This is a genomic window from Salinimonas chungwhensis DSM 16280 (assembly GCF_000378185.1).
Taxonomy (GTDB): domain Bacteria; phylum Pseudomonadota; class Gammaproteobacteria; order Enterobacterales; family Alteromonadaceae; genus Alteromonas; species Alteromonas chungwhensis.
In genome coordinates this window covers 158,187-182,076 of the sequence record NZ_KB899377.1, presented here as the reverse complement: position 1 = coordinate 182,076, position 23,890 = coordinate 158,187, and the positions used below count along the sequence as shown (strand labels likewise).

23 protein-coding genes are annotated in these 23,890 nt (G+C 46.8%); 10 read left to right on the top strand and 13 right to left on the bottom strand.

What is annotated here, in order from left to right; translation table 11 throughout:
- Window positions 1–10: 10 nt before the first annotated feature.
- Window positions 11–1,951, bottom strand: coding sequence for a glucans biosynthesis glucosyltransferase MdoH (mdoH, locus tag F458_RS0105045; protein WP_018982297.1), 1,941 nt, complete (start codon window positions 1,949–1,951; stop codon window positions 11–13).
- Window positions 1,932–3,572, bottom strand: a complete 1,641-nt coding sequence (locus F458_RS0105040; RefSeq protein ID WP_018982296.1) for a glucan biosynthesis protein — start codon at window positions 3,570–3,572, stop codon at window positions 1,932–1,934. Before F458_RS0105040 ends, mdoH begins: the two co-directional genes overlap by 20 nt.
- A gap of 347 nt (window positions 3,573–3,919) precedes the next feature.
- On the opposite strand from F458_RS0105040, the gene F458_RS0105035 reads away from it, so the two are divergent.
- Window positions 3,920–4,459, top strand: coding sequence for an outer membrane beta-barrel protein (locus F458_RS0105035; RefSeq protein ID WP_018982295.1), 540 nt, complete (start codon window positions 3,920–3,922; stop codon window positions 4,457–4,459).
- 63 nt (window positions 4,460–4,522) lie between these two features.
- Here the strand turns inward: F458_RS0105035 and F458_RS0105030 are convergent, their stop codons facing one another.
- Genes F458_RS0105030 through F458_RS0105015 form a run of 4 tightly spaced genes read right to left on the bottom strand, consistent with a single transcriptional unit; the run spans window position 4,523 to window position 8,174 of the window.
- On the bottom strand, window positions 4,523–4,768 hold the full coding sequence (locus F458_RS0105030) for a YheU family protein (RefSeq protein WP_018982294.1): 246 nt from the start codon (window positions 4,766–4,768) through the stop codon (window positions 4,523–4,525).
- Window positions 4,765–5,793, bottom strand: a complete 1,029-nt coding sequence (locus F458_RS0105025) for a hydrolase (RefSeq protein ID WP_018982293.1) — start codon at window positions 5,791–5,793, stop codon at window positions 4,765–4,767. Before F458_RS0105025 ends, F458_RS0105030 begins: the two co-directional genes overlap by 4 nt.
- Window positions 5,794–5,800: 7 nt before the next feature.
- Window positions 5,801–6,289, bottom strand: coding sequence for a TIGR02444 family protein (locus tag F458_RS19050; RefSeq protein ID WP_018982292.1), 489 nt, complete (start codon window positions 6,287–6,289; stop codon window positions 5,801–5,803).
- Window positions 6,273–8,174, bottom strand: coding sequence for an ATP-binding cassette domain-containing protein (locus tag F458_RS0105015; RefSeq protein ID WP_026294512.1), 1,902 nt, complete (start codon window positions 8,172–8,174; stop codon window positions 6,273–6,275). The genes F458_RS19050 and F458_RS0105015 overlap by 17 nt, the downstream gene beginning before the upstream one ends.
- A 158-nt stretch (window positions 8,175–8,332) precedes the next feature.
- Here F458_RS0105015 and F458_RS0105010 point away from each other — a divergent pair, with 158 nt between their 5' ends.
- The 3 genes from F458_RS0105010 (at window position 8,333) to F458_RS0105000 (ending at window position 10,669) form a co-directional block, all read left to right on the top strand.
- Window positions 8,333–8,539: a YheV family putative zinc ribbon protein gene (locus F458_RS0105010; protein WP_026294511.1), complete on the top strand. Its 207-nt coding sequence runs from the start codon at window positions 8,333–8,335 to the stop codon at window positions 8,537–8,539.
- 153 nt (window positions 8,540–8,692) lie between these two features.
- Window positions 8,693–9,826, top strand: a complete 1,134-nt coding sequence (locus F458_RS0105005) for an AsmA family protein (protein ID WP_018982288.1) — start codon at window positions 8,693–8,695, stop codon at window positions 9,824–9,826.
- Between the two features lie 333 nt (window positions 9,827–10,159).
- A complete protein-coding gene (locus F458_RS0105000) occupies window positions 10,160–10,669 on the top strand; it encodes a hypothetical protein (protein ID WP_156824169.1) in 510 nt (169 codons plus the stop codon).
- Here the strand turns inward: F458_RS0105000 and F458_RS0104995 are convergent.
- Both F458_RS0104995 and F458_RS0104990 read right to left on the bottom strand, forming a co-directional pair.
- Window positions 10,663–10,899 carry a SlyX family protein gene (locus tag F458_RS0104995; protein ID WP_018982286.1) on the bottom strand — a complete coding sequence of 79 codons (237 nt, stop codon included), beginning with the start codon at window positions 10,897–10,899 and terminating at the stop codon, window positions 10,663–10,665. The genes F458_RS0105000 and F458_RS0104995 overlap by 7 nt on opposite strands.
- The gene (locus F458_RS0104990; RefSeq protein ID WP_018982285.1) at window positions 10,892–11,887 is read right to left on the bottom strand and encodes a WD40 repeat domain-containing protein; all 996 of its coding nucleotides are present in this window, start codon (window positions 11,885–11,887) and stop codon (window positions 10,892–10,894) included. Before F458_RS0104990 ends, F458_RS0104995 begins: the two co-directional genes overlap by 8 nt.
- A gap of 188 nt (window positions 11,888–12,075) precedes the next feature.
- Between F458_RS0104990 and fkpA the strand changes: the two genes are divergently transcribed.
- Window positions 12,076–12,864, top strand: a complete 789-nt coding sequence (gene fkpA, locus F458_RS0104985) for an FKBP-type peptidyl-prolyl cis-trans isomerase (RefSeq protein WP_018982284.1) — start codon at window positions 12,076–12,078, stop codon at window positions 12,862–12,864.
- A 236-nt stretch (window positions 12,865–13,100) separates the two neighbouring features.
- On the opposite strand, the gene F458_RS19045 is transcribed toward fkpA, so the two are convergent.
- Window positions 13,101–13,370, bottom strand: coding sequence for a hypothetical protein (locus F458_RS19045; RefSeq protein WP_018982283.1), 270 nt, complete (start codon window positions 13,368–13,370; stop codon window positions 13,101–13,103).
- 175 nt (window positions 13,371–13,545) lie between these two features.
- Here F458_RS19045 and greB point away from each other — a divergent pair, with 175 nt between their 5' ends.
- The 3 genes from greB to F458_RS0104955 all read left to right on the top strand — a co-directional run bounded on the left by greB (window position 13,546) and on the right by F458_RS0104955 (window position 17,906).
- Window positions 13,546–14,031 carry a transcription elongation factor GreB gene (greB, locus tag F458_RS0104970; protein WP_018982281.1) on the top strand — a complete coding sequence of 162 codons (486 nt, stop codon included), beginning with the start codon at window positions 13,546–13,548 and terminating at the stop codon, window positions 14,029–14,031.
- 132 nt (window positions 14,032–14,163) lie between these two features.
- Window positions 14,164–14,955 (top strand): DUF4198 domain-containing protein, encoded by a 792-nt coding sequence (locus F458_RS0104965; protein WP_232362637.1) that lies wholly within the window; start codon window positions 14,164–14,166, stop codon window positions 14,953–14,955.
- Between the two features lie 1,457 nt (window positions 14,956–16,412).
- The gene (locus F458_RS0104955) at window positions 16,413–17,906 is read left to right on the top strand and encodes a putative bifunctional diguanylate cyclase/phosphodiesterase (RefSeq protein WP_169334825.1); all 1,494 of its coding nucleotides are present in this window, start codon (window positions 16,413–16,415) and stop codon (window positions 17,904–17,906) included.
- A gap of 78 nt (window positions 17,907–17,984) precedes the next feature.
- Here the strand turns inward: F458_RS0104955 and F458_RS0104950 are convergent, their stop codons facing one another.
- Both F458_RS0104950 and arfB read right to left on the bottom strand, forming a co-directional pair.
- Window positions 17,985–19,151, bottom strand: a complete 1,167-nt coding sequence (locus tag F458_RS0104950) for a GAF domain-containing sensor histidine kinase (RefSeq protein ID WP_018982277.1) — start codon at window positions 19,149–19,151, stop codon at window positions 17,985–17,987.
- Window positions 19,152–19,271: 120 nt separating this feature from the next.
- Window positions 19,272–19,685, bottom strand: coding sequence for an alternative ribosome rescue aminoacyl-tRNA hydrolase ArfB (gene arfB / locus F458_RS0104945; RefSeq protein ID WP_018982276.1), 414 nt, complete (start codon window positions 19,683–19,685; stop codon window positions 19,272–19,274).
- 296 nt (window positions 19,686–19,981) lie between these two features.
- Between arfB and F458_RS0104940 the strand changes: the two genes are divergently transcribed.
- On the top strand, window positions 19,982–20,359 hold the full coding sequence (locus tag F458_RS0104940; protein WP_018982275.1) for a hypothetical protein: 378 nt from the start codon (window positions 19,982–19,984) through the stop codon (window positions 20,357–20,359).
- Between the two features lie 131 nt (window positions 20,360–20,490).
- Entirely contained in the window at window positions 20,491–22,821 is a 2,331-nt protein-coding gene (locus F458_RS0104935) for a Tex family protein (protein ID WP_018982274.1), read from the top strand.
- A 6-nt stretch (window positions 22,822–22,827) separates the two neighbouring features.
- Here F458_RS0104935 and F458_RS0104930 read toward each other — a convergent pair whose 3' ends face one another.
- Window positions 22,828–23,610, bottom strand: coding sequence for a putative metalloprotease CJM1_0395 family protein (locus F458_RS0104930; RefSeq protein WP_018982273.1), 783 nt, complete (start codon window positions 23,608–23,610; stop codon window positions 22,828–22,830).
- 3 nt (window positions 23,611–23,613) lie between these two features.
- Window positions 23,614–23,862, bottom strand: coding sequence for a hypothetical protein (locus tag F458_RS0104925; protein WP_018982272.1), 249 nt, complete (start codon window positions 23,860–23,862; stop codon window positions 23,614–23,616).
- Between the last annotated feature and the right edge of the window lie 28 nt (window positions 23,863–23,890).

Genomic DNA, 23,890 nt, shown 5'->3' with positions numbered 1-23,890 from the left:
CCGCCCCTGATTATTTACCCACCGGCAATGCGCTGCGCATAGGCAGAGGTTTTCTGCCAAAATTTTGGATGGGCATCGGTTGATGATGGGCCGGCGGAATGTCGGGCACTGCGCCATGTTGCGAGGGCTGGCCATAATCAGCCATACCCTGTCTGACTCTTACCAAAGAAGTATCTTCGTTATGCTCTTCGTCAATAACGAAAATTCCCAGCTTGCGGCATAGCAGGCCAACACGCTCACTGCTGGTAAAGCGGATAACCGCCGCCCCAATGAACATGCCAGTGAGTACCGGCAACAACCAGACAAACAGTACCGGGGTAAACCAGGCTGTCAGCCCACCCCACGCCACCGCCAGTAGCGTCATCCAGCGGGTATACGCAAAAGCATCTTTCCATGGCACCATGCGCCCTTCACGAGCCTGCGCATCCCAGCGGACTTTGTGCCCGATAAGAACACTCAATACAAAGTAACTGTGATAAAACATCATGATCGGCGCGATAAGTATTGCCATCATCAACTCTACAATCCCGCCCTTAAGCAGGCTGAATAGCCCGCCAAAGGCTTTTCGTCGCTGAATCATGGCTAACACGATACCCAGCACTTTGGGCATGAAGAGCAGCGCAATGGTGCCCCACAGCGTCCACAACATCATTTTTTCTTTAGCTATGGGCCAGTCAGGAAATAACTGATAACGGGAGGCAAAGAAATCGGGCAGCGTAGTAGCACGTACAATAGCATCAGCGGTGCCAAGCATGAGTACGGCAAATAAAATAATGGATGAAATATAGGCGAAGGCACCAAACAAAAAATGCAGACGGTTTGTGGTTTTCAGCCCGCGAATAGAGAGCAGGCCCATATGCTGGATATTGCCTTGAACCCAACGTCTGTCACGGATAGCATAATCAATCATATTGGCCGGCACTTCTTCGTAGCTGCCATCGGTGTCGGTCAACAGGTAGCATTGCCAGCCTGCGCGTCGTAACAGCGCCGCCTCAACAAAATCATGACTTAGAATATCCCCGCCAAAGGGAGCCGGACCGGGCATTTCCGGCAACCCGCAATGGGCCATGAAAGGCTCAATACGAATTATGGCGTTATGTCCCCAATAATTTGCGCTGTCGGTTTGCCAAAACGCCAGGCCGGTGGCCAGCATGGGACTGTAGAGATGGGCGGCAAACTGCACAAAGCGACCAAAAAAGCTGTGCTGACGTACCGGCATAGGAATCGTCTGAATAAGCGCGACATCATTATTCAGTTCCAGTCTTCTGGCTAAATCCCGCATACGAGTGGCCGACATGACGCTATCAGCATCCAGTACGACCATTCCTTCGTACTGGGCGCCCCATCGCTCACAAAAGTCGGTAACATTGCCCACCTTACGGCCGATATTCTTTTCCCGCCGACGGTAAAACATACGATTGGCCGCCGGCCCCATTCGTTGAATAAGCGACTGCCAGGCATCAAGTTCCGCCTGAGCTAGTGTTGCATCACGGGTATCACTGAGCATATAAAAATCAAATTTATCGGCGTCAGACGATTCAACCAATTCGCGCACACAGGCTTCAAAGCCCACCATAATACGCCGGGTATCTTCGTTGTATACGGGCATAATGATGGCATGCCGTTTTGTCAGTGGTACGCTTTCATCGATAGGTTTTAGTTCACGTCGTAAACTTAGCGGGTCAATATGCAACAGTTTAAGCATAAAACCAATGAACGCCGTCCAGAAAGCCATGGACAGCCATACAAATAACATCACAGCTAAAATCAACTGGCCGGCTTCCAGCGCCGTCAGTTGGTTAGGCCGAAAAATCTCATACAAACTATAGGTTGCCAGCGCGGTGGTAGGTAGCACCAGCATCAACATGATGATCAGCCGAAAACGTCGTGCCCGGGTGAATAAGGCATTTGGGTTTTTTCTGTCACCGGCCTTATTCTGGCTGGTAGACATAATTCCATACCTCGCTGATTTGTTTGTCCTGATGGTTGAGGAATAGACGCATATCCACTGTTTTTTGCGAATCCGGCATTAACAGAAAGGTTGCCCGCATTTCACTGTTACCATTTACTTTAAAAATTCGGGCCTGTTGTACCGTGCCGCGACTGGCATTTAAGATCAGATCTATCTCGTCAGTATCAAGACTAAACCCCCGTGGTAGGGTAAAATCCACCACAAACCGGCGTACTGTCTGCTCCTCAGAGGACTCAAAGCCAGGCAGATGGCTGACGCCCTGCCGAGTCCGCGTAACTACCGCTTTATCGTATAGCTTAGGCTCTTTATCCACCGTGCGTAAGCCGTAAGAAAAATACCGGCTCTGGCCTTCTTTTAACCCTTTTTCAGGCACCCAGTAAGCCACAATGTTGTCATGAATCTCAGCATCGGTAGGTATCTCCACTACCTCTAGCTTACCTTTACCGAAGCCAGCTTTCGGTTTCACCCATAACCCGGGACGGGCATGATAGTTTGCTTCGGCATCCAGGTAACTGTTGAAGCTACCATCACGCTGCAGCATACCGAAGGCCTGAGGCGCGGTGTCGCTTAAAGCAGTAATCTGCAAGCGCGAAGGGTTAGTCAGCGGCCGCCATATTTGCTCGCCAGCTTCGGTAATCATCAGTACACCGTCACTATCATGTACTTCAGGTCGATAGTCGTCGTGTCGTTGTTCGGTATTTTCACCATACAAAAACATACTGGTAAAAGGTGCTATACCTAGTTTATCGATATCCTGCCGGGCAAATAGCCATGCCTTTACATCGGCTTTGGTCGATTTGCCAGGATAAAGGGTAAACGCATACGCTCCGGCTACCGAAGGGCTTTCCAGTCTGGCGTAGATGGTCAATGATTCTGCACTGGAAGGTTTAATCAGCCAAAACTCGGTGAAACGGGGAAACTCTTCCCCTTCAGGCATAGCGGTGTCAATGGCCAGGCCGCGGGCCGAAATACCGTATACCTGGTCCTTACCAATAAGCCGAAAATACGAGGCGCCCTGAAAAACCGCAAACTCATCTTTGTAGTCATTTTTATTTAACGGGTAATGGACACGAAATCCAGCATAGCCGCTTTTTTCATCCGTAAGCCCTCTTACCTCTTTAGCTTTCTTCTCATAACGAAACATGTTTGCGTCAAACGGCAGCAAACGAGTACTGTTATCCCGCTCAACAATATTAACTGTTACCGGCTCATCATATAAAAAGCCGGGGTGGAAAAACTGAATATTGTAAGGACTATCGTCCTTCCATAAGGCCTGCTCCGGTTTAAAATGGATAGCTTTATAGGCCTGATAGTCCATATTCTTAAGCTGATCATCCAGCCCGTGATCGTCCGCCACATAACTTTCCTGGGCCGACTTCCTGGCTTGTTCAATCACTGATTGCAGAATTGGCTTGTTATCCGGCAAATTGCTTTTTCCCACTGCCTCGGCATTCGCGTGTGCACTGCTGACACCCACAATTATTATCAGCACGCTAGTCAGCCAACGACTAAATCTAGTATGACCGGACAACAGATTTCGTGCGTTATATGCAAACGCCCCGCGAAAAAAGGCCAGGGTGGTAAAGCGGCGTTGCTGCATGTGAGGCTCTCCGAAATGTCAGCAGGGCTAAGGGAAAATGAAGTGAATAAGCAACAGGATATGTAATTTTGACTGACTCAGATCAGTTCGGGCAAATATAATCTGCCCGTAAGCCGGGAATCCACCGGCTAAAACTGTCTTTCATTTCAGACAGATAAAAAGAGTAAACCAGCGAAACCTATGACAACCCGCGGTTGCAGACGGGCAGTAATAAAACACTCAAGAATAGTTGACCAGCTGGCAAATAAGTTGCAAACCGTCTGGCAGAAACCTCACAACACCAAGAGAATAATAGCCGGCAAGATGAAAAAGACGATTTTGTCCTGTCGCAAACACAAGGAGTTCTTATGTATAAGCGTTTACCCATACTTACAGCTGCGCTGCTGGGCACTTTCAGTACCGGAGCACTTTCGGATGTAAACTGGCAATACGTTGAAGCTGGCTATAGCGAGCTTGACGCTGGGGGAGCGGATGCTGACGGCTTCACCGTAGCCGGTAAATATTTAATGGATAACAACATTTATCTTAATGGCGACTATAAGCACTTTGATGAGTCAAATGTTGATTTTGATATGCTGACTCTGGGCGCAGGATATCGCATGCCGCTGACCAGCCGCACCGATGCATATTTTGGCGCTAATTTTGAGCGGGTCGATACGCGTGCTTCTGATGATAGCGGGTTTAGTCTGAATGCTGGTATCCGCTCGATGATCATGCCTGAGCTGGAACTGGCTGGTCAGCTAGGCTATTACGATGTGGACGACGGCGATGTTACTTTCAAAGTCAGCGCCAACTATTATTTTACGCCGCGTTGGGCGGTCGGCCTGAGCCATGAAGGTATTGATGACGTGGATATAACTCAGCTAACGGCGCGCTACGCCTTTTAAATAGTGTTGCTCAGGGCCGCCATAGAGTCCTGAGCTTTCTCCTTGCAAAGCAACATACTTGCGCTACTCTGCTGACGCAGTTCCTTCGTCATCACTTGCAAAAGTATCGGCGGGTTTTATATCCACACTCTCATGCAGCTCAGAATATACCAAAACAGCCTCACCTGAGGTGAGACGGGCAATCACCGCGTCTACTTTTTCCCCAAAACTCAATTCAACCTCACCATAGTCGGTACCCTCTCGCAACACAAAGCCCTCAGCAATATTTCTGATGGTCTCTTCTTCCAGTTGGGCCAGAGGTATAATCACGTTTTCTCCTGATCTGTAATGGGCATATACTGCGCTAAAAATTCTCTGACTCGCTGCTGAAGCCAGACCTGAGGGCGTAAAATATTGCCCTGCATAAAGCCAACATGGCCACCGCGATCGCTTAATTCAACCGTTACCGCTTCAGACAGCTCTTCTTGTTTTGGTACCACCAGGTGGTTCATAAACGGGTCGTCAATACTGTGTAATACCAACGTCGGGCAATGGATGGCACTCATATAATGAAATGCACTGCATTTTTGATAGTAATCTTCAGCATCAGCAAAATCATGCAGCGGCGCAGTGACCAGCTCATCAAACCGCCTGAACGAATCTATTTTATCTACATCGTCGGGGTTGAGCTGGATAAGCTTGCGATAATCAATAAATGCCATTTTCTTTTTCAGTGTGGCCTTCATGCTGCCCAGCAAATATTTTTGATAAATTCTGGCAAACCCCTGATTAATACTGTGCGCGCATTCGCTTAACTTTAGTGGGGCCGATATAGCAACAGCGGCATTTAACCATTTCTGGGCAGGGTTTTCGCCCAGCAGTTTAAGCAGCATATTGGCGCCCAGCGAAAATCCGACTGCGACTTTGGGTAACTCAGGGAATCGGGCACTTAATAAATCAAGAAAAAATGCCGGATCCTCGGTATCGCCGGAATGATAAGCACGTGGCAAGTGGTTCGGTTCACCTGAACAGGAACGAAAATGCATCATCACCACCTGCCAGCCCTGATGGCTTAAAGCCGCCATCATGTCGTTGGCGTAATGCGAGCGAATACTCCCCTCAAGGCCGTGAAACATAGCAACAATACCAGTGGTTTTTGCCGGTTTCGGGCCCCACGCCAAATCCAGAAAATCGCTGTCCGGCGTAGTGATTCTTTCCCAGTGGTATTCCAACGGCAAGCGTTTTTGGATAAAACGCGGCCATATTGTCTGAAGATGTCGGTTGCGTGCCCACCATGGAGCCTCAAAAGCACTTTTTACTATCTTTCCGTGCAGCAGGTTTTTTCGTGACGTCATAATACGGTTAAACAATGTCCTTGATAATGTGACGTATATCAGCAATTGCCTCGGGGTTGTCGCGTAGTGTGTAAGCATGAATAAACGCTACAACACTAGCATTTATACCGGCCATATCCGTGCTGTCCACATTCATATTGTTAAATGCACTGACCAGCACAGACTGCTGCTGTGCTTCCAGTTCAAGTTCCGTGTGTTTAAGCTGTTCATAGTCTGCATGTTCAGGACTTTCCGGCTCTTTGGCGGCGCTACGGCGCTGACGATGCTGCTGTAGCTCCTGGTCGCTATGTGCAATGGCAGCTTTCAGGGTATGCCATTGTTTTAGCACAACAATACGCTGATGCTGTAAGCACCAGCATAAAAACAGCAGCATATTCACGTTGACGCCGGCATTATCCTGTAGACGCAGACACCGTGCGGCAAGTGCCGGATCACTGTATAGCTTGGTTGAAAATGCCCAAAAAGTTTCCGGGGATAAATCATGGGTTACTGTCATAATCCTGCCTTGCCTGTTCAATTGCTTCCTGAGCTTCCATCCAGGCCAGTTCAGTGTTTTCCTGATCCTGGGTTAACTGTTTCTGTTCTTCCAGCAATGCCAGCAACGTTGCCTTATTTTCATCGTCATATAGCTGTGTATCTGATAAACGGGTTTCCAGTCGGGAAAGTTCAGCCGATAACGTCTCTAGTTTCTTTTCGTGCTTTTGCAAGGCTTTGGTGTGCGGTGCTATGGTTTTTCTAAACTCTGCATCCCTGCGTTTCTGCGCCTTTCGATTGTCTTTAGGACGGGTTTCTCTGGCTGGTCTTTGGTCATTTTGCTGGCTTAAGATCCATTCACGATAATCATCAAGGTCGCCTTCAAAGGGCGCTGCATTACCGCTGTCAACCAGGTAGAAGTCCTCACACACCGAAGCGAGCAAAAAACGGTCATGGGATACCAGCACCATCGCCCCGTCAAAGCCCTGTAAAGCCATGTTAAGCGCATGGCGCATTTCCAAATCAAGATGGTTGGTCGGCTCATCCAGAAGCAACAGGTTCGGCTTCTGGTACACAATAATCGCCAGTACTAACCGGGCTTTTTCGCCACCCGACATGGGCGCCACGGCGCTTAGCGCAGCATCACCATAAAAACCAAAGCCACCCAGAAAATCTCTGAGTTGCTGTTCGGTGGCACGACTATCAATACGTTGTAAGTGCAATAACGGGGAAGCCTTGGGATCCAGATACTCAAGCTGGTGCTGTGCAAAATAGCCCACTTTGAGACCCTGCGCAGTGGTAAACTCCCCCTTTAGCGGCTTTAAGACATCAGCCAACAGCTTAATCAGTGTCGACTTACCCTGACCGTTTCTCCCCAGCAAACCTATGCGGCTGCCCGGCACCAGATTAAGCTTTACCTCATTGAGAATAACGGCATCACCATAACCTAACTGGACATGTTCCATGCGAATAAGGGGGTTGGGCAGATCGTCCGGCGGCGCAAACGAGAAGCTAAACTCACTGGCCGCATGCGCCGGCAAAATTGATTCCATCTTTTCAAGTTGCTTGATTCTGCTTTGCGCCTGTTTTGCTTTACTGGCTTTTGCTTTAAAGCGGGTAATAAAGGACTCCAGATGCGCGATCTTATCCTGCTGCTTTTCATATTCGATGTTTTGTAATCGCAGACGCTCGGCCCGCTGAACCTCATACGATGAATAGTTACCGGTATACGCGACGAGCTTTTGTTGTTCGACACTAATAATTTGCGAGACCGTGGCATCAATAAAGGCTTTATCGTGGGAAATCAGCATGAGCGTGCCGGTGTAGCGTTGCAACCATTTCTCCAGCCAGATAACAGCATCCAGATCAAGATGGTTAGTAGGCTCGTCCAGCAATAACAAATCAGACGGACACAACAGTGCCTGAGCCAGATTCAAACGCATCCGCCAGCCCCCAGAAAAGTCGGTAACGGGAGCCTGAAGCTGATGATTACCAAAGCCCAGCCCCGCCAGAATGGTGGCTGCCCGCGCTTCCACATCATAAGCGCCGGCCTGGGCGAGCGCATCATGTAATGCAGCAATCTTTTCGCCCTCATGCTGACGCTCGGCATCGGCCAACTCATGCTGTAACTGGCGCAGACGTTTATCGCCATCGATAACATAATCGATGGCAGACCGGTCAACCGCCGGCGTCTCCTGCGCCACACTTACAATGCGCCATTGGGCCGGCACACTGCAATCACCGGCATCCAGTGAAATTTCATTGCGCAACAGCGCAAACAGGCTGGACTTACCACAGCCGTTACTACCAATTAGCGCCACCTTGTGGCCGGGAAAAATCTGCGCTGATGCCGATTCCAGCAATATCTTGCTGCCACGCATCAAAGTCATATCTGAGAGCTTAATCATACCTGCTGTTTACACCTTACTGATTGCGCGGCGTATGGTAGCAAAAATCCACGCCGGTCGCTTGTATTACGCGCCTTTAACTAATCCGTCTGAACAGGTTGAAGAGGAATAATGTACAATATAAAACTATCTGAACAACGATATCGTCAAGAGGTATTATGACCAATCGAGAACGACGCCGCTTTATCGCCGGAGCGATCTGTCCGGAATGCAAAGCCATGGATACCATCATGCTGTACTTTGAAAATAATGTGGAAAAATTAAAGTGTGTGGAATGTGGGTACCAGGAATCGCAGGCTGATGACAAAATTAAATCACAGCGTAAAGATGGAGAAAACGTAATAGGTGTGTTTAAGCCTGAGTAAAAATTACGTCTTTTGACATTATATTCCCGCTACAGCCAACAACCCTGTTTGCACGATGGCGCATAAGCTATTGAAAAATAATAAATTTTAAAAATTCTTTTTGTGGCACAGACTTTTCAAGTCTTTTGCCCTGGTCAATCAAAGAGATTAGGAATGAAAAAGCGTTCAAAACGGCTCACGGTGTCTATCCTCAGTGTGGTAGCAGTGATTATCTTAGTGCGCTTTTCATTGCCCTATGCTGCGCAATGGTATATCAATCGAACATTAAGTCAGCCTGGTGACTATGCGGGCAGCGTAGGGGATGTCGACCTCATGCTGTGGCGGGGCGCCTATAAGCTGGAAGATATTCTGATTATCAAAACGGGCGGCTCCGTAGACAGGCCGCTATTTAAGGCTAATAAAGTTGAGTTTAGCTTGCTGTGGTCGGCGCTTATGGATGGCGCAATAGTGGGCGATGTTCAGCTTACGCGGCCTGAAATTAACTTCATTGACTCACAGCAGGATGACAGTAAAGATCAAACTGGTGAGTCTGAAAACTGGTTAAACCTGGCTGACCAACTGTTCCCGCTGAGAATTGATCATCTACGAATTACAGATGGCAAAATAGGTTTTTACAACCCTGACGCTGAACCTCCTGTGGAGGTATCGTTGCATAACATTAATGGCGAAGGTAAGAACCTGGTCAACAGCCGCGATTTATCTAAAAATTTAATGGCCACCTTCAATGCCTCGGCGCAAACCGCCGAACAAGGCACATTAGCCCTTTCCACTTCACTGGATCCCAGTACCCAACGACCCACGTTTGATTTAGATCTTCAGGCTAATGATGTAGCGCTGGTTAATTTTGAGAACCTGTTGGACGCTTATGCACCGTTCGATCTAGAGGCCGGCACGCTGGAACTAGCCATGGAAATTGCCAGTGACGATGGTTATATCAGTGGTTATGTTAAACCTATTTTGAAAAATGTGACCATATTTTCCTGGGAAGGCGATATCGAGCAGGACGACGATGGCTTTTTTGAAGGTATGGTGGAAATGGGTTCGGCCTTCATCGCCGAATTATTTGAAAACCAGTCAGAAGAGCAGATAGCTACCCGCATCCCGATTGAGGGCCAGCTAAGTAAACCAGATACGCCTCTACTGCCCGCCATAGGGGGGGTGCTAAAAAATGCATTCATCAATGCCATGAAAGGCGATGTGGAAAAAAGCATTAAGTTAGAAGATGCCACGCAGCAAAAAGAAGAAAAACAGCAGACCGCCAGTGATCAGAACGCGTCTGACGCATAACCGTGCTTAGCTTTTATTAAAAAACGAAAGAGTAGTCTGTGGATAAGCGGGTCAGGCTATACAAAATCGTGCAAAATCGGACACCCACGCAAAATCGGACACCCACGCGTGATGTTTGATGGATAATTAATCTATGTGCATCAGTGGTTTCGCTATACTTCATAAAAACCCACACAATTGCACGATGAAGATAGTAACGTTTTTACGCTTAGCATGGCGTTGTTCCCGTTGAAAACTACCGCTTTGGTGTTTCTGATTGGATCTGTCGACTATCCCGTAGCGCGGGATCTTGAAATAAAAATTGCGCGAGCGTATAAAGCGGCTGGTACAAAAGTGAGATTTGTACAATTACCCATGGCAAGAAGGCTGAAGCTGTTCAACGCTGGCGTGATTGATGCCGATCTGGCTGCGCGCTCTAATTTGTCAAAAAGCTATCCTGATGTCCTTCAGGTTGGACCTCCCTTACTCCCCCTTGACTTGTACCTTATCTGTCCGCCAGACACTCAATGCACTGAACAGCGCTTTCAGGATACATCAGTCAGTGTTTATAGTAGCCGTGGTAGTAAGGCGTTACTTGATGAGGACGGGCACATATTCTCACTCAAAGGCCTGGCGACATATGTCGATTCTCCACGGCAACTTCTGACTTTATTTAATCAACGTCGCGTTGATTATTTTGTTCATGTTGTCGTCAGTCAGAAGATAGAGGAGGCCCCGATACAACGTCCTTACCAGTCTTTCTTTTTGGGCAGCTATAATCTTCCTCATCATGTTCACAAAAGCCACAACGATATGGTGAGTTCTTTATCAACGGACCTCAGCCGAATTTTTTCGGCTCAATAGTGCGGTGGCGGTGTTTCATCACTTAATCTGGCAATATCAGAAGGCTCCATCGTTTTAATCTTCTCCATCAGATGCCGGATCTGTATTTGCAGCTTTTCAATCTGGTGTTGTTGCCCGGTCAGTGCATCGTTTAACTCATCGATGGTATGCTCCTGAAAGGCTACCTTGGTCTGAAGTTCTTCTATGGCATTATATGCATCAGTTAATGATGTCGTGTCGTTACTACTCATTTTCAAATTCCCATAATTCGGCAAGACCGCTACTACTTTCTGAGACAATGCTTTGCGGGCCGGCAAACCCGACAGCGTAAACCACGGCGCTGGGCGGGGAAGCACCGTCTTTAGGGGTGACTTTCCATTCAGCGACGGACTCACCGGTGGCAACGTCCCATAAATCCACGCTGCGAGTGGGTGAGCCGGTTAATAAATAGTTGCCGTCTTCAGAAAATACAGCATCCGTAAATATTTTCTGGCGTGCAATATACTGAAGGTTAGCCACCGGTGCACCTGTTTGAACATTCCAAATCTGTGACTTTTTCTGACTGCCCGCGGTAAAGGCATAACGCCCCTCGTCGTCCAGAGCCACCAACGTTACCCGGCTGGGATGCGTAAAGGTATGTATGATTTGCCCGTTATCGGTACTCCACAAGTAAGCAACGTAGTCATTGGAGCCGGTGAGAGCATACTTGCCGTTGGGAGATATATCTACACTGTTAATTTTTTCCTGATGGCCAAAAAACTCCAGCCTGCGGCCGGTTTCCGGTTCAAAATACATGGCTTTACCGTTCGAACGACCAACCAGAATTCCTTTACCATCATTGGCCACTGCAACGTCACGAATGGTGGACGTGTCAATTCGCCAAAAGCCCATTGGCTCGCCGCTTTCCAGACTCCATAACGCAAACGCTTCACGGTCACTGGTGACCACCACTTTTTTATCGGCGGAAATATGGATGGTATTTACCAGATTCGCCGCCTCCCCCTGATGGGACCAATGATACATCGGCTCACTAGCTTTTACCTGCCACACATCGATACCATTATTCACCCCCGAAACCACCGCCAGGGTGCCATCGGATGAAATATCTGCCGCGTAAATCCCTTCTTTGCCATGCAGCCACTGCTTCTCCGGATCATAATCAGGGCCGGAACATGCCGGTAACAAACACACCGTCAAAGCCGCGATGCCAGTCCAATGGAACGATTTAAACAGTTTCATGTCGAACAGGTTTTCCTTCTTACAGCTTGAAATAACATAACACGGGATGAAGTAAATCGCGCAAAAGTCTTGTAATCGACTTAATGCGCCTACACAGTATACATAATTAACGTGCGCAATCGGGTTCGTAAGAATCTGGATTTTACGAATAACGATTCGCTATTACTTTACTTAAACGGAGAATAAATATGCGTAAGTCACTTGTCGCATTGTCGACAGTAGCCGCGCTGGGGCTTTTCGCCTGCCAGCCGGACACAGCAGAAAACACAACTAACCAAAACGAAGAAGCAACATCTTCTGATGTGTCAAAATCCGGTGAAGCAATGACCGATGCGCAAAAGCACGCTTATGCCATGGGCGCCAGCATGGGCTTATTTGTTAACAACCGCGCGCAACAGCAAGAGCAGCTGGATGTGCCCATGGACAGAGAAGCTTTGAAACAAGGCTTTGAAGATGGCTTAAATGATTCACTTAAATTCAGCCAGGAAGAAATCCAGCAGTTGGCCCAGGAAGGTGAACAGGTTCTGCGTGAAAAACAACAGGCTCAGGCCCAAAAACAGGCTGAAGAGAATGTTCAGCAGGGTAAAGAGTACATGGCTGAAAATGCCAAAAAAGAAGGTGTAAAAGCCACTGAGTCTGGTATTCAGTACGAAGTTCTCGAAGAGGGTGATGGCGCCAGTCCGTCAGCAGAAGATACTGTGCAAGTCCACTATCGGGGCACCTTAATTGACGGGACAGAATTCGATTCCTCTTATGCTCGCGACGAGCCTGCTACATTCCCGCTTAATCGGGTGATTCCAGGTTGGACTGAGGGCGTTCAGCTGATGCAGGAAGGCGCTAAGTACCGCTTTGTTATTCCACCAGAACTTGCTTATGGCGAACGAGCGACCGGTGCTATTACACCTAATTCAACGCTAATTTTTGAAGTTGAATTACTCGATGTGATGGACGAAAACGCTGAAGAAGAAACGGAATAAATTCTGTTTATAAAATAGAAAAGCCGGTGCACATGCACCGGCTTCTTTGTTTTTAACGGCAAATCCGTGCCAGCCTTATTCCCAACGTGTATAAACTTTAGACGTGGTTTACAGCGCGTGCCCGGATAGTAATACGGGCTTTTCAATTTTTGTCTAATCGACATTAATAACTATAGGCTGTATTACTAAAGCTGCCAGTTTCTGCTAGAACCGATTTGGAACAAAAACCTGTTTGTTTATAGCGTTAGGTGATTTCGACGCTCCCGCTTTACTCTGACGGTTGCGCAATGCCGTAAAACAATACGGCCGGCTTTATACAGAAACAATCCGCCAATCAGGAAAAAGCCTGTGGCAAAATCTTCAATCAATTTAAATACCTCAATCGCCCCTACTGCCAATAGCACCGCACCGGTCATAAACAACAGGAAGCCGACGATTGTCAGACCAAACTTTTTGGGCACTGACGGCTTGTGGTAATTTACCGCTTTCACATTTTCACTGACCATAACGTTGCTCTCTTTAAATCACATCCATTGACATGGATAATCATAAGACCACCGTTTAAACAGGTTGGTTCATTTTTATCCGGGGCAACACAGGAGCGTGTGGCGGCAATGACGCCGACAGATATACTGGGTTGTTTAAAAAATAGTTTAAAAACATTACTTTGGCAAGCATACATTGAAAACGCCTTTAATTACCCGTGGGGGATACCACAAATTAAAAGATGAACTGGACGCTTTGTGGCGCCAGGAACGTCCCGAAGTCACACGTAAAGTTACCTGGGCTGCCAGTTTAGGCGATCGTAGTGAAAATGCTGATTATCAGTACAATAAAAAACGTCTGCGAGAAATAGATCGCCGGGTACGCTATCTGCGTAAATGTCTGGAGCGGTTGAAAGCTATCGACTACAACCCGGAGCAGGAAGGTAAAGTGTTTTTCGGGGCCTGGGTAGAAATAGAAAACGAAGATGGCAAGACACTCATCCTGCGAATTGTCGGTTATGACGAAATTTTTGGTCGAAGAGATTATATCTCTGTGGACTCCCCTATGGCACGAGCCCTGTTGGGAAAATCTGAAGATGATGAGGTGCTGGTGCACACCGAGGCTGGCCAGTTTGAATGGTGGATTAATCGCATTTGGTACGATACAACAGATAAATTATGAAACTGACAATGGCGGATAAAACCACCGATCATCAGCAATGATATTGAAACACAGGACCTGCCATGAGGCGAGCTCCACAAAAAAGAGGATATAAAAATGCAAATTAGGAAAATGTTAGCATGGTGTGGTCTTTTGGCGAGTATAACTCCAACCGCATTCGCCCATGACTTTTGGCTGGCGCCAGGCCAGTATATTAGTGAGACACCCACATCAGTATCTATTCAGTTTAAGGTGGGTCACAAAGAAAATATTAATAACTGGAATTTACGCTGGGACACCATTGTTGCATTGCGAAGCTATAACTCAGATGGCGTCACCGACTTAGCGGCCAGTATTATCCCTAAATCTGACTTACTACCAGGTGCTGCAAAAACCCCGACGCTTCAACCTGGAACCTATGTTATTGGCTTTGAAAGCTATCATAGTGTAAGCGAATTAGTCGCGGACAAGTTCAACAGTTATGTTAAAGATGAAGGCCTTAAAGCAATAGCAGAATACAGACAGTCAAACGGCTTAATGAATTCCACCGGCATTGAGCTTTATTCTCGTAAAGCCAAGACGATTGTTCAGATTGGCGACGAGCTTACCGCTAACGCTACCAAGCCGGTTGGACACACACTTGAAATTGTTCCATTGCAGCATCCCTACGACTTAGCCAACGATGGCTCGCTGTCGGTGAAGGTTCTTTTCAGGGGACAGCCACTTCAGCATGCGAAAATTGACGCCCTGCCATTAAACAACGCTACTCACACAGCGCAATCAGCACGAACTGACAATAAGGGGCATGCGACGTTTAAATTTAATAAAAAAGGGCCGGTAAAACTCAATGTGGTCTGGGGTGTCCCACTGCAAAATAACAATCGTGCTGACTTTGAAACCTACTTTTCAAGTCTGACATTTACGGCTAATCATGCTGCAGAGTAAAGCTTAATATTGATGAAAAGCTCTTAGTGAGTATCTTTGGCGATGACAAACATGCTCTGAGCCATCGATTATTATCATTTAACCAGCCGTTCAAGCTATGGATGGTCAGCCGATACCCAATTGTGGCAGGGCCCAGCGAACAGACACAGCTACCCAGGGGCTGGCGATTGATTTTTGCAGCCAAATGCTTTTGTATACTGATATGCAAAGCATCTTCTGGAGTTTTGCGATTCAGGTTCTGGATTAAAGTCAACATAGCGCATACAGGCAGCTAATGCAGGCTTATTTAACAAAGCCTGTGGTTTTGAAGCTGCTTTCCCAGTACCGACCGTGCAAGGTCTTCTTCGGTAACCTGTCTGATTATATTGTCGTTGAGTAATCGCATAAATCAACTTACGCTGTATAGCCGCATCCGATACACTTTCACCATGCTCTCCACCGCTTTAATTTCTGTCAGAGCCATTCTCTTTCTTTGAATTGGACCTATGACCCGGCAGACCAAAACTGTGCCTTTATGGTGGGTGAACCAGCGGTGTGGAAATACTTCTATTACCCATTGCTATGCTCGGAGGGTGGTGCTTTGTATCCGTGGGTATCTAAGTATGAGCCATGATAGAAAGTACGTAGGTGTACAGAACTACGCTATTTTAAATTTATGTACCATTCGAAGCTCTGCATCCATTGTTGATTATAAGCAGCATCATTTATTCGTTCAGGAAAATAATCAAATTTATTATTGAAATCAATTTCTCTCAAGCCATTATTTTTGAGCTTTAACGATTCATAAGCTAATAGACTAAAGAATAGTGGTGTAGATAACGAATAATGTTATCTTCCTTGGATTTCAATGCAAAGCGTCTTAACTCGTCTCCTGTGACTCTGGAGAAATTTCAACTCAACTTTGAAGTTTTATTATGTCGGCCGTATTACATTTTTACTTAATGTTTAGTGGTGCAATGGTGACTGTAAGTATAATCACCGCAATACTACTTTGTTCACGATTAGGCCGCAGGCAGCATACGGAGCTTAAGTTTTGGGTGTGCACTACTGCACTTTTGGCTGCGATACATGAATATTATCTATATATCTTTTTTAGTGGGGCGTCGCTTGAAAGTATGGTCCTGGCGGCCAAATATCTCAACGTTACCGCGCTATGGATAATGCCCACTGTCGTATTACTTATCACTCGACTCACTGGTTATCTCTACTCCCCTGTTGCGATAACTGTCACCTTATTATTCTGCCTTTCGGTGAGTATCTACGAGGTAATTTCGGCCATTCCTATCCCGTTTTCCGCAATGCCAGAGATAAAAACAATAAATACATTTTGGGGTAGCGCTGTTCCAATATTAACTGGCCCTTCCAGTCTTCTTGGTAGTATCAGAAATTTAGCATTCATAGCATGTCAGTTATGGTACCTGTGCTCGATGCTTATGTACGTGCGAAGCAATAAAGATGTGAGAAGTCAGTTCTTTATTGGCTATATGATTCTCTCAAGCATCCTTTTTCTCCATGATATATTGGTGGTTTTTGGATTCATAAACAGCGTATTCATTTCGTTGTTGGGCGTACTGGTACTCATTGGTTACTTTGCGATCAGATTGATTGTTGAACATGACAGCATGCAGGTTAAATTGGCTGAACTGGCTTTTAAGGATTTACAGACAGGCCTTCCGAATCGCGCTCAAATGGTAAAATCTCTAGAGTCAGAAAAATGGCTTTTAATGGAAAGAGCTTCTATTGCATTTTGGATCGTCGATATTGACCATTTTTCACGTTACAACAGGACTTTTGGTCGTAAAGTCGGCAACCGAATCCTCCGTCGCATAGCAACTCAGCTGAAGTCTGTAGCGGAAACGCATCAAATTAAATTAGCGAAACTGGATATCGATCAATTTCTGTTAGTCTGCTGTGGTGAGACCAATAACGAAGAATTTATCCATCAGGTTGCAATCTCTGTTCAATATGCAGCTCAACAGGAGATTTTTATTGATCAAAGGGATTTTAAGCCCACCTGTACAATTGGTATGGCGGTATTGCGCAGTGAGGAAGTCCGCGAACCAGAAGAGCTATTTGGATTCGCAGAGCAAGCTATTGCTCATGCAAAACAGTTTTCGAAGTCAAATATCGTAAGGCTGGAAGAGAGTGACTTACATCGAAGTCGCTACGAGCAGTCGCTAATGAAATCACTTCAGGACGCCCTCGATGATTTTCTTTTGCAGGCATTTTTTCAACCCCAGATAAGTGCTAGCGGTGAACTTTATGGCGCCGAAGTTCTTGTGAGGTGGCATAGCAAGCAAGGTTTTATCCCTCCCTGTGACTTCATCCCTTTAGCAGAAAAGTATGGGCTCATTCACAAACTGGGGTCCCAAATTCTGGAAAAATCACTTACGGCTATACATAAGTATCAAAACCAACTGTTAAAGAAAGATTTCAGGTTATCAATCAATGTTTCTTCATGGGAACTAGGGCGACCAAGCTATGTCTCTGACATTTTAAGATTATTTGAAAAATATAATGTTTCTCCCGCGTTATACACACTTGAAGTAACTGAGTCAGCAATGATGCACGATATCGACAAATCAATAGAGAAGTTGCTGGAATTAAAGCAACATGGTTTTCGCATAGCGCTGGATGATTTTGGTACTGGCTACTCTTCACTAAGTTACCTTACCAAGCTTCCTCTAGATATCCTGAAAATAGATAAAGCTTTTGTAAAGCAAATGGACTGTGAAGCAGAGGTAATGTTCGTGAAGGGAATACATGATATCAGCCTTTCCTGTAACCTGGTTACATTAGTAGAAGGCATTGAAAGTGAATTTCAAGTAAATGCTCTGCTGGCAATGGGAATTAAGTATTTCCAGGGGTATTACTTTTCTCGTCCATTACCATTTGAAGAATTTGAGAGTTTATATTTGTCTCCCTCTCGCAAAGCTATCAGTAAATTATAACGGTCGCTAAGTAAGAAAAGTGGCAGGCCCAATGGGTATGTTCATCATCGTAGCGTGATGATACAACTGTAGTGAAAGTTAAAGAATCGCCTTAAACGTAAATATAGTTTGTTGCGTGTTTGAGTCAACCCTGAGCTCACCATCATGCGCCTCTGCAATTTGTGAGGCGATGAAAAGACCCAGCCCTAATCCCTGACTATGACTACTGCTTTGCTCACGCCAAAATGGCTGAAACAGCCTTTCCTGGGTTTCTGGAGGAATTGGTTGGCCGCCGTTTGAAACAGACAATTCTAATTCATCTTTGTTTGTACGTCCTTTCACATAAATAGGCTGTTTATGGTCGCCATGAACGATGGCATTTATCAGCAGGTTAGAGAGTAACTGGCTAATGCGATCCTGATCACAATTAAAGGTACCCGCGATTTCTATATCCGCCTGTACATCACATTCTGGATGTAGATCGACAAGCTCGTTAACTGTCCACAAAAGCGCGCTGCCCAAATCTTCCACTGAGCTTAACTTCAATGGTATGCCATTGCCCATTTTTCCATGGGTAAAGTCCATGACATCGCTGATCAGCCGGGTCATTCGCTTAGTGCTCTTATCCATTTTAGTGAGCACTTTTTGCGATGTTTCATCGGTAACATTGCCTTTAAGGTAATCTATGCCCATGCTTACTGATGAGAGCGGGGTTCGTAAATCGTGCCCGAGAATGGCGATGTATTGTTCACGTAGTTTTGAAGCCGTCTGCTCATAAGATAGATCAGACTGAGTGTTGGTTAGCGCTTCTTCAGCTTCAAGTTGCCGAGAGATCAGTTCAGCAAATGCCGCAATCTGTCCCTTTATAAAGGGCGTGTTGAGTTTTTTCGGCAAAGGATCCAAGCCGCAAATCGTGCCGAAAAAATTATTGTTATGATCATAAATAGGATACGAAAAATAGCTCTCAAACCCATACATCAAAGGAATATCGCTTCGGCTATACGTACCATCGGTACTCGCCTGTTCGATGATTATAGGTTTCGCAGTACTTCTGACCCGGTCACAAAACGTGGCTTTGATGTCTAGCTCGTCCCCCGGCTTGAGATCAAAGCTAACTTTATCCAGCACCGCGCAACTTTTCCAATATGACTCGGTAACCCTGGCCACACAAATAAAACGCAGGCCCGTGGTATCTGCCAGCATACTCATTATGTGCGGCACGGCGTCAATAGACTGAATAGTTTGTAAATCTTTATCAACAGCCACTAATCTGAATTACCATATTAAGAAGTTTATAAATAGCAATGCCGTCTGCCACTGTACGACAGTCACACTATCGAAAAGTGCCACGCCTTTTTTGAGAAGAATTATTTAAATTTTACTCATTTACAGAGGAATTTTTTTGCGCATTTGTTTACGCTCACCCTGTTGCTTCTTTGCTTTGATACGTTTTTCTTTCGCCCCTTTACTTACGCGGGTGGGCTTGCGTTTTTTTTCTACTATCAACGCCTGGGCTATCCAGGCCACTAACCGCTCCTGCGCATCAAAGCGGTTTTGTTCCTGAGTGCGATAGTTTTGTGCCTTTAATACAAACACCCCGTCAGTATTTACACGGCTATCAGGTTTGTTTAAAAGCTTTTGTTTAACCTCGTCAGGCAATGATGAAGCAGCAATGTCAAACCGTAGATGAATCGCCGAATTGACTTTATTAACATTTTGACCGCCTGCACCCTGCGCCCGTATTGCTGTCATATCTATATCATCATCTTCAATCTGTACCGACGAAGAAATTTTGATCATGGTTTACCTCTGGTTTTCTCAGGTGTATTAAAAATGGCCTGTTATTCGTAACAAGCGCTCTACACCCTATACGTGTGATCGTGAAAATAGATAAACTTTGCCAGCTTAACCGGATTTGACGCTTTAAAAAAGTGAAAAATAGTTCTCAGCGCAGTATCTTTGACCAACTATCCGTAAAATTACTTATCCACTTTTAATACCAGCTTTGTATACTGTTCACTTCAGGTAATTTCTTATTCCCAGGGACATGGGAAGCCGCATCACTACATTTGATAGGAAATTGATTAGGAAAGCTCATGGCAGATCACGCAGAAATTTATGATTGCGAACTTTTTCAGCGACTCGGGGCTGACAGAGAGCTTGTTCAAAAGCTGCTAAGCCGGTTCTCCGCCAACCTTCCTATTTTGATTGTTCGTCTATCCCAAGCACTTAAATGCGGCGATGCACAACGAGCGTGCGCTCAGATAAATACCTTGCAAGAGGTTGCAAAATCTATCGGTGCAACAGATATTATCAAACAGCTAAACACGCTAAACACATTGCTTGAAGAATTCCCTGCTTGCCAATGGCAGTCCTTTCAGCAAAATATTGAGAATATTGCGCTGGGCTTTCGTAATCATCTTCAGCAGCGGTTTTCTATTACAGTATCAGATAGCCCTGAAACCTTAGCCTGATGAGACAAACGCACTGCTTCACAGGGTTATCAGTGCTATACTGTCCGGCAATTTTTTAGATAATATTTTTCTTTTTTGGCAGATCATGACATACATGCTCCAGCCCAGCTTTTGAGTACCGCACTGATATTATGATTATAAAGACTATCGCAAATGAACTGGCGGTTAACCCCGCCCAGATTGAAGCTGCCGTTTCACTCTTAGACAGCGGCGCCACCGTCCCTTTCATTGCTCGCTATCGGAAAGAGGCCACGCGGGGGCTGGATGATACGCAGCTGCGCACACTGGAGCAGCGCCTGACTTATTTGCGTGAGCTTGATGAGCGACGCAATGTCATTCTTAAGTCAGTTGAAGAGCAAGGTAAGTTGTCGGACACGCTAAAACAACAGATTGTTGATGCTGACAGCAAGACTACTCTGGAAGATCTTTATCTTCCTTACAAACCTCGTCGGCGAACCAAAGGGCAGATTGCCATCGAAGCCGGTTTGCAACCCCTGGCTGATGAGCTGTTTAACGACCCTTCTCAAGTACCTGAATCTCTGGCGCAGCGCTATGTAAGTTCTGACAACGGGGTGGCTGACATAAAAGCAGCGCTGGAAGGCGCCCGCTATATTTTGATGGAGCGGTTTGCAGAGGATGCCAGCCTGCTGGCCAAGATCCGCCGATACCTTACCGACAATGCTTTTATCGACAGTACCGTTGTGAAAGGTAAAGAAAATGACGCGCAAAAATACAAAGATTACTTTGCCCATTCCGAAAAATTAAAAGCCGTTCCCTCGCACCGTGCGCTGGCGATGTTTCGTGGTCGCAACGAAGGCGTACTGCAAATACAGCTTAATGCTGACCCGAAAAGTGAGGATCCTAAAGCCCCGTCTCATTGCGAGCACATTATCGCTGAACACTACAATATCGCTAATCGCGGACGACCTGCCGATGCATTTTTGCAACAGGTCGTACAGTGGACCTGGAAAATAAAAATTGGTCTGCATATGGAAACCGAGTTTTTCAGCACGCTGCGCGATCACGCCGAAGAAGAGGCCATCAGTGTTTTTGCCAAAAATCTCAATGACCTGTTAATGGCCGCCCCGGCTGGCGCAAAAACCACGATGGGTCTGGATCCAGGTCTGCGCACCGGAGTGAAAGTGGCTATCGTAGATGGCACCGGAAAAGTTGTGGCAACAAACACGATCTTCCCCCACACACCTCAAAATCAATGGGATAAAGCCTTACGCACTTTGGCTACTTTATGTAAGCAACATAAGGTTCAGCTCATCAGTATCGGCAATGGCACCGGATCCCGTGAAACCGATAAGCTGGTGGGTGAAATGCTCAAGGCTCACAGTGAGATTAGTGCGCAGAAAATAATGGTCAGTGAAGCCGGGGCGTCTGTTTACTCAGCGTCTGAACTGGCCTCCAAAGAGTTGCCGGGAATGGATGTATCATTACGTGGTGCGGTTTCCATTGCGCGTAGATTACAAGATCCCCTGGCTGAGCTGGTAAAGATAGAACCTAAAGCAATCGGTGTGGGCCAGTATCAGCATGATGTCAGTCAAAGTCAGCTGGGTAAATCGTTGGATCGGGTAATAGAAGACTGCGTAAACGCGGTTGGCGTAGATTTAAATACTGCTTCACCCGCCCTGCTTAGCTACGTGTCCGGGTTAAACAAAACACTGGCGCAGAATATTGTTCAGTTTCGGGATACTAATGGCGCGTTTGATAACCGTAAGTCGTTGTTAAAAGTCGAGCGTCTGGGGCCTAAAGCATTTGAGCAGGCAGCAGGCTTTTTACGCATTTACGATGGTAATAATGCGCTTGACCAGTCGGCAGTGCATCCGGAGTCTTATGCTGTGGTCGATGCTATCGTTAAAAAAACCGATGTCGCCGTGAATGACCTGATTGGCAATACTGCGCTGCTCAAAGCGCTTTCACCGGAGACTTTTACCAGTGAAGCATTTGGCTTGCCAACGGTGAAAGATATTCTTAGCGAGCTTGATAAGCCTGGGCGGGATCCGCGACCAGAATTTAAGACAGCCACATTTAAAGAAGGCGTTGAAACAATTACTGACCTGACGCCGGGGATGATTCTCGAGGGTGTGGTAAGTAATGTGGCGAACTTTGGGGCCTTTGTAGATGTTGGTGTTCACCAGGATGGTCTGGTTCATATTTCAGCCCTTACGGACAAATTCATCTCTGACCCCCGGGAAGTCGTCAAAGCCGGTGATATTGTGAAGGTCAAAGTGATGGAAGTCGATGTTGCGCGCAAGCGTATCTCTTTTTCCATGCGCCTTGATGACACGCCGGGCGCGCCCGCTAAACAAGGTAATGCAGGTGCCCATAAAGGCAAGGCAAAAAATGCCAAAGCAGGAAGTAAAAAGCCGCGCTCTGAAAAATCCTCACAGCCTTCGAACCTGGCGATGGGCAACGCGTTTGCCGATGCGTTTGCCAAGGCCAAACAAAAATAACAGACGTCAGGCGCTGGTCTGAAAACCAGCGTCTTTTGGGGTATAAGCCTGCCGATAAGTAAACTGGATCCGTGCCATCCTCTCAGTCAGCGGATTTGCTGATTCTGAGGGGGCCTTACCATTTTGCTCATCGGTTCGTTCCTGAGCCAGTTCACTACGCGCCTGAGCGATTGCCTGCGCCGCCTCGCTGGCTACCTTTCTGTCCTGAGATGAAGGCTCAGCCGGAGCCAGTGCCGCTTTTCTCACCTGCTCCATTTTTTGTATTGTTTCAGCCGGTGTTTTCTCCTTACTGACATCAATACTTACTTCACCACCGGTCGCATACCGCTTATTATCAGGTCCGGTAGTATATTCATACTGAGGCGCTGACGCATATTGGCCACCAGCCGCCCGGTGAGCCTCTTCATGAATGCGCACTTCTCTATCCCGCTTTTCCAGCTCAGCAACTTTCTGTTCTGCCTGTTGCTCTTGCTGACGCTGTTCTGCCTGTTCTCGTCCTGCACTTTGTTCTTCGCTACTGTTATTTTTAGACGATTGGCCGGCGACACCCGACCCGGCATCTTGCGGCTCGACGGTGACTGGCTTTTCATAGGTAACAGCGTGTTGTGATGCGGCGGGCTGACGTGTACGATCTGAGTCAGAGCCTGGCCCCTGGCCAGCCTGTTCAGGCTCAGATCCTGCAGCTTTGGGTATGGTTTCCTGAAGCACGTTTTCACGACGGGCAGCTTCGGTATTGAGATTACCGGACGGCGAGGCGAGGACCGAGGGAAAAGCCGGCGCAATATTCATTGATCAGGCCCGCGTGTCGATAAGCTGTCCAACTGTATCATCTGTAACACTAACTACTTTCGCAGCAGCTTCATGATAAATCGTGTTGGTTTGCAGGGCCATCAGGTGTGTAACCAGACCCTGAGCCGATGGTTCATTGTTTTGCCTGGCGATTTGCGAGGCGGCCTCTGTCACCTTTTGGCTGGCCTGATGCATACCATACTGAGCATGGGTAAGGGCTGAACCCATCGAGTTGTTGATGCTCACCGTCATAAGTTTGTTACCTTTCCTCACTCTGCTA

Bases quoted from the DNA above. Each gene is read 5' to 3' on its own strand.
- mdoH (WP_018982297.1), bottom strand. From the start codon at position 1,951: ATGTCTACCAGCCAGAATAAGGCCGGTGACAGAAAAAACCCAAATGCC.
- F458_RS0105040 (WP_018982296.1), bottom strand. From the start codon at position 3,572: ATGCAGCAACGCCGCTTTACCACCCTGGCCTTTTTTCGCGGGGCGTTT.
- F458_RS0105035 (WP_018982295.1), top strand. From the start codon at position 3,920: ATGTATAAGCGTTTACCCATACTTACAGCTGCGCTGCTGGGCACTTTC.
- F458_RS0105025 (WP_018982293.1), bottom strand. From the start codon at position 5,793: ATGACGTCACGAAAAAACCTGCTGCACGGAAAGATAGTAAAAAGTGCT.
- F458_RS19050 (WP_018982292.1), bottom strand. From the start codon at position 6,289: ATGACAGTAACCCATGATTTATCCCCGGAAACTTTTTGGGCATTTTCA.
- F458_RS0105015 (WP_026294512.1), bottom strand. From the start codon at position 8,174: ATGATTAAGCTCTCAGATATGACTTTGATGCGTGGCAGCAAGATATTG.
- F458_RS0105010 (WP_026294511.1), top strand. From the start codon at position 8,333: ATGACCAATCGAGAACGACGCCGCTTTATCGCCGGAGCGATCTGTCCG.
- F458_RS0105005 (WP_018982288.1), top strand. From the start codon at position 8,693: ATGAAAAAGCGTTCAAAACGGCTCACGGTGTCTATCCTCAGTGTGGTA.
- F458_RS0104995 (WP_018982286.1), bottom strand. From the start codon at position 10,899: ATGAGTAGTAACGACACGACATCATTAACTGATGCATATAATGCCATA.
- F458_RS0104990 (WP_018982285.1), bottom strand. From the start codon at position 11,887: ATGAAACTGTTTAAATCGTTCCATTGGACTGGCATCGCGGCTTTGACG.
- fkpA (WP_018982284.1), top strand. From the start codon at position 12,076: ATGCGTAAGTCACTTGTCGCATTGTCGACAGTAGCCGCGCTGGGGCTT.
- F458_RS19045 (WP_018982283.1), bottom strand. From the start codon at position 13,370: ATGGTCAGTGAAAATGTGAAAGCGGTAAATTACCACAAGCCGTCAGTG.
- arfB (WP_018982276.1), bottom strand. From the start codon at position 19,685: ATGATCAAAATTTCTTCGTCGGTACAGATTGAAGATGATGATATAGAT.
- F458_RS0104940 (WP_018982275.1), top strand. From the start codon at position 19,982: ATGGCAGATCACGCAGAAATTTATGATTGCGAACTTTTTCAGCGACTC.
- F458_RS0104935 (WP_018982274.1), top strand. From the start codon at position 20,491: ATGATTATAAAGACTATCGCAAATGAACTGGCGGTTAACCCCGCCCAG.
- F458_RS0104930 (WP_018982273.1), bottom strand. From the start codon at position 23,610: ATGAATATTGCGCCGGCTTTTCCCTCGGTCCTCGCCTCGCCGTCCGGT.
- F458_RS0104925 (WP_018982272.1), bottom strand. From the start codon at position 23,862: ATGACGGTGAGCATCAACAACTCGATGGGTTCAGCCCTTACCCATGCT.